The sequence below is a fragment of the Hydrogenivirga sp. genome, from assembly GCF_056450045.1.
The window spans coordinates 1-2,357 of the sequence record NZ_JBWONM010000012.1; the positions used below are offsets into that span (position 1 = coordinate 1).

Consider the following 2,357-nt stretch of genomic DNA (forward strand, 5'->3'; position numbering starts at 1 on the left):
TCCCTGAGCCTGAACCACCTTGGCGAGGTCAAAGGTCGTGTTGTTTACAAAGTCCGCCACAGCGATCTTGGGAACAACATTCTCGTAAGCTACTCTACAGGCATCCGGTATCTCAACCCTCACCCTATCCGCCGGTGTGATGGGGTAGGCTGTCGGATCGATGGACGGTGCCTTGGTACCACAGGCAAGGATAGCCGGAATTACTCCCAGAGAAATTACTGCAGACTTCTTAGAGACCATAACAACCCCTCCTTTTAACGTTCTTGCCTTTCATTTTAATCCCGCTCCAGTATATATTCAATTCCGGCGATGGAGAGGTTGAAAGTGAAAATTACCGATAGGGTGTCCTTAGAGGTGCTCGTAAAGGGAGGTAGGATACTGAGATCAAGGCTTTTGAAAAGAGAGACGGAAACGGGAAAAGAGCAGAAACACCCTCTAATTGAAGCTTTTGTGCCTTACCTGAGGGGTGAGGGGGATGTCAACATAGGTGTAGAGAGCCTCTGGCTTGAGGGAATTAGGAAAGATGTGGTTTTAGTTTGGGAAGCTCTCTTGGAAAACACTGCCCCTGGTGAGGTGATAACCTACTCTGAGCTTGGGGAAATTACGGGGAAGCACCCGAGGTTTGTGGGCTACTGCATGAGGGTAAACAGGTTTCCCCTGATAGTGCCCTGCCACAGGGTGGTCGGGAAGGACGGACTCGGGGGCTTTTCTTACGGAGTTGATGTTAAGAGGGAGCTCCTGAGGTTTGAAGGCTTATCTCTCTGAGAGCCTGCGGGCTAGCCTGTTGAACTCTTCTAAAACCCTTTCGTACTCCTTAAGGAGCTCTCTGCCTGACTCCGTCAGACGGGCTCCAGCCCTCCTCTTCCTTTCAAGGACCTTCTCTCCGAGCCTATCCTCAAGAGCCTTTATCTGGCTGTGAGCCCTCTTGTAGCTCACGCCGAGCCTCTTGGCTGCCTTCAGTATTGAGCCTTCCTCCTCCACCGCCCTCAGGAGCCTGTACTTTCCCTCGCTTATTAGGGGCTCCCCTTCCTTCTCAAGCCAAACCTTAAACCTTATCCTCAAGTCCTCTCCCCAAAGAGCCTCGTTCCCACCCTGACTATGGTGGCTCCCTCCTCAACGGCCACCTTGAAGTCGTGGGACATACCCATTGAAAGGTGAGGGAGCTTCTCCCCGAACTCTTCCTCAAGTTCGTCCCTGAGCTCCCGCAGGCGCACGAAGTAGGGTCTGACCTCTTCGGGATCCTCAAGGTAAGGGGGTATTGTCATGAGACCGAGAACCCTCAGATTCTCCATTCCCCTCGTGTACTCGTAGAGCTCCTTCAACCGCTCTGGCTCCACACCCCCCTTGCTATCCTCCCCTCCGACGTTGACCTCTATGAGGACGTCCTGCACAGCTCCCCTCTTCCGTGCCCTCTTCTGTATCTCATCGGCAAGGGGCTTTCTGTCAAGGGAGTGTATGAGGGAAACCTTCCCTATAAGGTACTTGACCTTGTTGGTCTGGAGCCTCCCTATGAAGTGCCAGTCTATCTCAAGACCTTCAAGCGCCTCATACTTTGCCAGAAACTCCTGAACCTTGTTCTCCCCAAAGCACTTCAGCCCGCACCTGTAGAACTCTTCTATAACCTCGGGAGGGACTGTCTTTGAGGCTCCGAGGAGCGTTACCTCCGATGGGTCCCTTCCCACACGCCGACAGGCGTCCTCTATATCAGCCCTCACACTCTCAAGCCTCTTGCAGGCGTCCATGGAAATATCATACACAACCGAAGAGGGCTCTGAGCACAGCCTCCTTTACCTCGGAGGCAACCTTTCCCCTACCCCCGGAGAGCATACCGAGCTCCCAAAGTATAAAGAGCCTCTCAACGGAACCCACTACTACGCTGAGAGCGACCTCCGGTGATACAGGAATCCTCCCCTTAGCCTGGGCTTTCCTCAGGAGCTCCATCACCATGCTCCCGGGTAGCTTTGCACTCCTGCCGTTGTGCCTGAGTATGTGATATACAGTCAGGAACCTGAAGGCATCGGGGTGCTCAAAGGCGTACCAGAGGAGGACATCTATCAGAGAAGAAACCTTAGCCTTTATGCCAGTCTTTGAGAGCGCCTTCCTCTCAATCAGGCTCCCGAGGTCGGAGCTTATCTTGGAAAGGAGGTAGGCTACTATCTCCTCCTTGCTGGAGAAGTGCCTGTATATAGCACCCTCGGTTATGCCCACCTCCGTGGCTATGTCCTTTATGGTGGTTCCCTTAAAGCCCTTGAGGGAAAAGAGCCTCAAGGCAACCGTTGCTATCCTCTCCTTAGTAGGAACGAGCTTCCACGTATCTTCTTTCCCACTCATAGAGCTCCTCCGAAAAGAGCTTCACC

At 53.2% G+C, this 2,357-nt stretch carries 5 protein-coding genes; 1 reads left to right on the forward strand and 4 read right to left on the reverse strand.

The window, feature by feature from the left end; genetic code table 11:
- A partial coding sequence (locus AC1HCM_RS00400; protein WP_479459796.1) for a hypothetical protein occupies positions 1-240 on the reverse strand: 240 nt, incomplete at its 3' end.
- An 84-nt stretch (positions 241-324) separates the two neighbouring features.
- On the opposite strand from AC1HCM_RS00400, the gene AC1HCM_RS00405 reads away from it, so the two are divergent.
- Positions 325-765, forward strand: a complete 441-nt coding sequence (locus tag AC1HCM_RS00405; protein ID WP_479459797.1) for a methylated-DNA--[protein]-cysteine S-methyltransferase — start codon at positions 325-327, stop codon at positions 763-765.
- Here AC1HCM_RS00405 and AC1HCM_RS00410 read toward each other — a convergent pair.
- From AC1HCM_RS00410 to AC1HCM_RS00420, 3 genes are read right to left on the reverse strand one after another with little or no spacing between them, the layout of a single operon-like run.
- Positions 754-1,062 (reverse strand): winged helix-turn-helix domain-containing protein, encoded by a 309-nt coding sequence (locus tag AC1HCM_RS00410; RefSeq protein ID WP_479459798.1) that lies wholly within the window; start codon positions 1,060-1,062, stop codon positions 754-756. The genes AC1HCM_RS00405 and AC1HCM_RS00410 overlap by 12 nt on opposite strands.
- Positions 1,059-1,742 (reverse strand): YggS family pyridoxal phosphate-dependent enzyme, encoded by a 684-nt coding sequence (locus tag AC1HCM_RS00415; RefSeq protein ID WP_479459799.1) that lies wholly within the window; start codon positions 1,740-1,742, stop codon positions 1,059-1,061. The genes AC1HCM_RS00410 and AC1HCM_RS00415 overlap by 4 nt, the downstream gene beginning before the upstream one ends.
- A gap of 7 nt (positions 1,743-1,749) precedes the next feature.
- Positions 1,750-2,331, reverse strand: a complete 582-nt coding sequence (locus AC1HCM_RS00420; RefSeq protein ID WP_479459800.1) for a TetR/AcrR family transcriptional regulator — start codon at positions 2,329-2,331, stop codon at positions 1,750-1,752.
- Between the last annotated feature and the right edge of the window lie 26 nt (positions 2,332-2,357).

Bases quoted from the DNA above. Each gene is read 5' to 3' on its own strand.
- AC1HCM_RS00420 (WP_479459800.1), bottom strand. From the start codon at position 2,331: ATGAGTGGGAAAGAAGATACGTGGAAGCTCGTTCCTACTAAGGAGAGG.
- AC1HCM_RS00415 (WP_479459799.1), bottom strand. From the start codon at position 1,742: ATGGACGCCTGCAAGAGGCTTGAGAGTGTGAGGGCTGATATAGAGGAC.